The sequence below is a fragment of the Parvibaculum sp. genome (genome assembly GCF_035511255.1).
GTDB lineage: Bacteria > Pseudomonadota > Alphaproteobacteria > Parvibaculales > Parvibaculaceae > Parvibaculum.
Genome location: NZ_DATKFR010000315.1, coordinates 1 through 4765, shown reverse-complemented (window position 1 = coordinate 4765; position 4765 = coordinate 1). Strand labels below are relative to the sequence as shown.

The window sequence follows — 4765 nt, the reverse complement described above, 5'->3', positions numbered from 1 at the left end:
CCCTGCCATGGTTCGGTCTACGACACATCCGGCCGCATCCGGAAGGGCCCGGCGCCTCTCAATCTCGAGGTGCCGCCCTACAAGTTCGTATCCGACACCAAGATCCAGATCGGCTGAGGGGAGCAACATGAGCGGCGAAAGCACCTATAAACCCGCCAATGGCTTCACGCGTTGGCTCGACGAGCGCCTTCCTATCCTGCGCTTGGCAAACGATAGCTTCATCGACTACCCGACCCCGAAGAACCTCAACTACTGGTGGACCTTCGGCGGCGTCCTGACCTTCTGCCTCGCTGTGCAGATCGTCACCGGCATCGTCCTTGCGATGCATTACATCCCGCAGACGGAACTGGCCTTCGGCAGCGTCGAGCACATCATGCGCGACGTGAACTACGGCTGGCTCATCCGCTACGTCCATGCCAACGGCGCCTCGATGTTCTTCATCGCCGTCTACATCCACATGTTCCGCGGTCTCTATTACGGCTCCTACAAGGCGCCGCGCGAAGTGCTGTGGATTCTCGGCTGCCTGATCTACCTCCTGATGATCGCGACGGCCTTCTTCGGCTATGTGCTTCCCTGGGGCCAGATGAGCTTCTGGGGCGCGACGGTCATCACCAACCTCTTCGGCGCGATCCCGCTGGTCGGCGAGTCGCTCCGCACCTGGCTCTGGGGCGGCTTCGCGGTCGGCGATCCGACGCTGAACCGCTTCTTCTCGCTCCACTATCTCTTCCCGTTCCTGATCGCGGGCGTGGTCATCCTGCACATCTGGGCCCTGCACGTGCCCGGCAATGGCAACCCCGCCGGCGTCAACGCGAAGGGCAAGCAGGACATGGTCCCGTTCCATCCCTACTACACGACCAAGGATGCGTTCGGCCTCGTCCTGTTCATGATCCTCTTCGCCTATTTCGTCTTCTTCAATCCGAACGGTCTCGGCGAGCCGGACAACTACATCGTCGCCAACGCCCTGAAGACACCCCCGCACATCGTGCCGGAATGGTATCTGCTGCCTTTCTACGCGATCCTGCGCGCGGTGCCGGACAAGCTCGGTGGCGTCATTCTGATGTTCGGCGCCATCGCGGTGCTCTTCGTGCTGCCCTGGCTCGACACGTCGAAAGTACGGTCGGCGCGCTTCCGCCCGCTCTACAAGCAGTTCTTCTGGATCCATCTGTTGGTCTGCATCGCGCTCGGCTGGTGCGGCGCGCAGTCGCCGGACAATGTCATCGCGCAGGTGGGCGAAGTCGGCTTCACGGTCACGCATCTCGCGCGCATCCTGTCCGCCTATTACTTCTTCCACTTCATCATTCTCTTCCCGGTTCTGGGCCTGATCGAAAAGCCGAAGCCGCTGCCCGAGAGCATCTCGGCCTCGGTACTCGGCGGCAGTAACGCCGCTGCCGTGAAAAGCTGAGAAGGGGAGAGACGCACATGACACAGAAGATGATCGAAATGTCCTCCCGCTCGCGCTTCACCTCGAAGCTCGCAGGCGTCGCGGCCGTCGCCGCCGTCGCTCTGGGCTTTGCCTTCAGCCCCTCGGCTCCGGCCCGGGCGGAAGGCGGGGAAGCCCACCTCAAGCATGTCGACTGGTCCTTCGAAGGCCCCTTCGGCACCTATGACCGCAGCGCGCTTCGCCGCGGTTACAAGGTCTACAAGGAAGTCTGCTCGACCTGCCACTCGATGGACCTCGTCCATTTCCGCAATCTCGGCGAGCCGGGCGGTCCGGAATTCACGACCGCCGAAGTGAAGGCGATCGCCGCCGAGTACAAGGTGCAGGACGGTCCGGACCAGGCGGGCGACATGTATGAGCGTCCCGGCGAGGGCAAGGATCCGTTCCCCTCGCCCTATCCGAACGAGGAGGCAGCCGCCGCCTCGCTCGGCGCGGCGCCGCCCGATCTCTCGCTCGTCGTCAAGGCGCGCGAAGGCGGCGCGGACTACGTCTATTCGCTGCTGACGAGCTATCAGGATGCGCCCGCCGACGTTCATGTTCCGGCCGGCGGTCACTACAACCCGGTCTTCGCGGCCGGCAGCGGGATCATCGCGATGCCGCAGCCGATCTCGGACGGTCAGGTCGATTACGAGGACGGCACGCCGAACACGCTCGACCAGATGGCGAAGGACGTGACGGAGTTCCTGATGTGGGCCGCCGAGCCGAAGCTCGAACAGCGCCACCGCCTGGGCCTCCAGGTCGCGATCTACCTGATCGCGCTGGCCGGTATCCTCTATTTCGCGACGCGCAAGGTCTGGTCCGACCAGCATTGAGCGGACGCACGGGGAATTGACGGAAAAGGGCCTCTCGCGAGGCCCTTTTTCATGGCCATCACACATATGTTTGTTATGTTTCGCCGCTTGCGCGGGCATTCCCTGCTTTGTGGCGCAAGGTGGATTTCACGAGGCGGATATGGCGAAAACGGTTCTGGGCGTGATCGGCGGCAGCGGCGTCTACGAGCTGCCCGGCTTGAAGAACGAGCGCTGGGAGCATGTGTCGAGCCCTTGGGGCGAGCCCTCCGACGCGCTGCATTTCGGCGAATTGCCGACCGACAACGGCCCCGTCGAAATGGTCTTTCTGCCGCGCCACGGCCGCGGGCATCCGCATTCGCCGACGACGATCAACTACCGCGCCAATATCGACGTGCTGAAGCGCGTCGGCGTCACCGACATCATCTCGGTTTCCGCCGTCGGCTCCCTCAAGGAGGAGCTGCCGCCGGGTACATTCGTCATCGTCGACCAGTTCATCGATCGCACCTTTGCGCGCGAGAAGAGCTTCTTCGGCGAAGGCTTCGTCGCCCATGTCTCGATGGCGGACCCGGTCTGCCCGCGCCTCGGCGACCATCTCGAAGCGGCCTGCAAGGAAAACGGCATTCGCCACGCGCGCGGCGGCACCTACATGGTCATGGAAGGCCCGCAATTCTCGACCCGCGCGGAGTCGAACCTTTACCGCTCCTGGGGTTGCTCGGTCATCGGCATGACCAACATGCCCGAGGCGAAGCTCGCCCGCGAGGCCGAGATCTGCTACGCGACGGTCGCGATGGTTACGGACTACGATTGCTGGCATCCCCATCACGCCCATGTCGAGGTCTCGGACGTGATCCGCGTGCTCGAGGAAAATGCCGGTCACGCCCGCGCCGTCGTGCGCTCGGTCGCGAAGAGCTTCGGGCCGGAGCGCACGCCGTCGCCGCAGGGGCTCGACCGCGTGCTCGATACGGCGCTCATCACGGCGCCTGCGAGACGCGACCCGGAAATGATGCGCAAGCTCGACGCGGTCGCGGGCCGCGTGCTGCATATAAGCTGAGGTATTGGGGGACGATGGACGTGAAGCAATTCATTCGCACCATTCCGGATTATCCGAAGGAGGGCATCCTCTTTCGCGACATCACGACGCTGCTCGGCGATGCCGAAGGTTTCCGCTCGGCGGTCGACGCGCTGGTGAAGCTTCACCTCGGCGCGAAGTTCGACAAGGTCGCGGGCATCGAGGCGCGCGGTTTCATTCTGGGCGGTGCCGTCGCGCATCAGCTCGGCCTCGGCTTCGTGCCGGTGCGCAAGAAGGGCAAGCTGCCCTGGAAAACGATCGGCCAGGACTACGATCTCGAATACGGCACAGACACAGTGGAAATCCACTCCGACGCGGTAGCCGAGGGGGATCGGGTGTTGCTGATCGACGACCTGATCGCGACCGGCGGCACGGCGGAAGCCGCCGTGAAGCTCATCGCGCGGGCTGGCGGCAACGTCACGGCCGCGAGCTTCGTGATCGAGCTGCCGGAACTCGGCGGACGTGAGAGACTTGAAGCCTTCGACATCGAAATCCTGTCGCTCTGTACCTTCGAGGGGCACTAACCGCGCCGATGGAATGGATCGCTGATCCGACGATCTGGATAGGTCTCACGACGCTCGTCGTGCTCGAGATCGTGCTCGGCATCGACAATCTCGTTTTCATCGCCATTCTCGCCGACAAGCTGCCTCCGGCCGAACGTAACCGGGCGCGGCTCACAGGCCTCGGCCTCGCCCTGATCATGCGGCTTGCGCTGCTCGCCAGCATCTCCTGGCTGGTGACGCTCACGACGCCGCTTTTCTCCGTTTATGGCCTCGGATTCTCCGGCCGCGATCTCATCATGTTGTGCGGCGGCATGTTCCTGCTGACCAAGGCGACGATGGAACTCCATGAACGCCTGGAGCCCGCCTCGGAAGAACACGGCGGCGCAAGGGCACACGCGAAATTCTGGGTCGTCGTGACGCAGATCATCATTCTCGATGCGGTCTTCTCGATCGACTCCGTCGTGACCGCCGTCGGCATGGTCGAGCACCTGCCGGTCATGATGGCGGCCGTCGTCATCGCCATCGCGGTAATGATGATCGCCTCGAATCCGCTCACGAAATTCGTCAACGCGCATCCGACCGTCGTGGTGCTCTGCCTCGGCTTTCTGATGATGATCGGCTTCAGCCTCGTCGCGGAGGGATTCGGATTCCACATTCCGAAGGGCTATCTCTATGCCGCAATCGGCTTCTCGATCCTGATCGAGACCTTCAATCAGTGGGTGCAACGCAATCGCGTGCGTCATGCCGCGGCCCGGCCCTTCCGTCAGCGAACGGCGGAGGCGGTCTTCCGCCTGTTGGGCGGCGCGCCCGATGTCGGGGAGGGTGCTCCGGTGCCCGACCTCGACGACCCGATGAAGGGCTTCGGTGCCGAGGAACGCACCATGGTGAGCGGTGTGCTCACGCTCGGCGAGCGCCAGGTGAGTTCCATCATGACGCCGCGCCGCGAGATCATGTGGATCCGGCT

At 63.6% G+C, this 4765-nt stretch carries 5 protein-coding genes and 1 pseudogene; all 6 read left to right on the top strand.

Annotated features, from left to right (window positions below; all coding sequences use genetic code 11):
- Window positions 1-117 (top strand): annotated as a pseudogene (locus VMR03_RS12470) (ubiquinol-cytochrome c reductase iron-sulfur subunit); the annotation flags it as partial.
- A 10-nt stretch (window positions 118-127) separates the two neighbouring features.
- Window positions 128-1402 carry a cytochrome b gene (locus tag VMR03_RS12465; protein ID WP_325405678.1) on the top strand — a complete coding sequence of 425 codons (1275 nt, stop codon included), beginning with the start codon at window positions 128-130 and terminating at the stop codon, window positions 1400-1402.
- 17 nt (window positions 1403-1419) lie between these two features.
- The gene (locus tag VMR03_RS12460; protein ID WP_325405676.1) at window positions 1420-2250 is read left to right on the top strand and encodes a cytochrome c1; all 831 of its coding nucleotides are present in this window, start codon (window positions 1420-1422) and stop codon (window positions 2248-2250) included.
- A 139-nt stretch (window positions 2251-2389) separates the two neighbouring features.
- Complete coding sequence (locus VMR03_RS12455; protein ID WP_325405674.1) at window positions 2390-3280, top strand: S-methyl-5'-thioadenosine phosphorylase; 891 nt, start codon at window positions 2390-2392, stop codon at window positions 3278-3280.
- A gap of 14 nt (window positions 3281-3294) precedes the next feature.
- Complete coding sequence (locus tag VMR03_RS12450; protein WP_325405672.1) at window positions 3295-3822, top strand: adenine phosphoribosyltransferase; 528 nt, start codon at window positions 3295-3297, stop codon at window positions 3820-3822.
- Window positions 3823-3830: 8 nt separating this feature from the next.
- Window positions 3831-4765, top strand: a 935-nt coding sequence (locus tag VMR03_RS12445) for a TerC family protein (RefSeq protein ID WP_325405670.1), incomplete at its 3' end; no start/stop codon positions are given.

What these genes read in the sequence shown, in the direction of transcription:
- VMR03_RS12450 (WP_325405672.1), top strand. Translation starts at nt 3,295, where the DNA reads ATGGACGTGAAGCAATTCATTCGCACCATTCCGGATTATCCGAAGGAG.
- VMR03_RS12455 (WP_325405674.1), top strand. Translation starts at nt 2,390, where the DNA reads ATGGCGAAAACGGTTCTGGGCGTGATCGGCGGCAGCGGCGTCTACGAG.
- VMR03_RS12465 (WP_325405678.1), top strand. Translation starts at nt 128, where the DNA reads ATGAGCGGCGAAAGCACCTATAAACCCGCCAATGGCTTCACGCGTTGG.
- VMR03_RS12460 (WP_325405676.1), top strand. Translation starts at nt 1,420, where the DNA reads ATGACACAGAAGATGATCGAAATGTCCTCCCGCTCGCGCTTCACCTCG.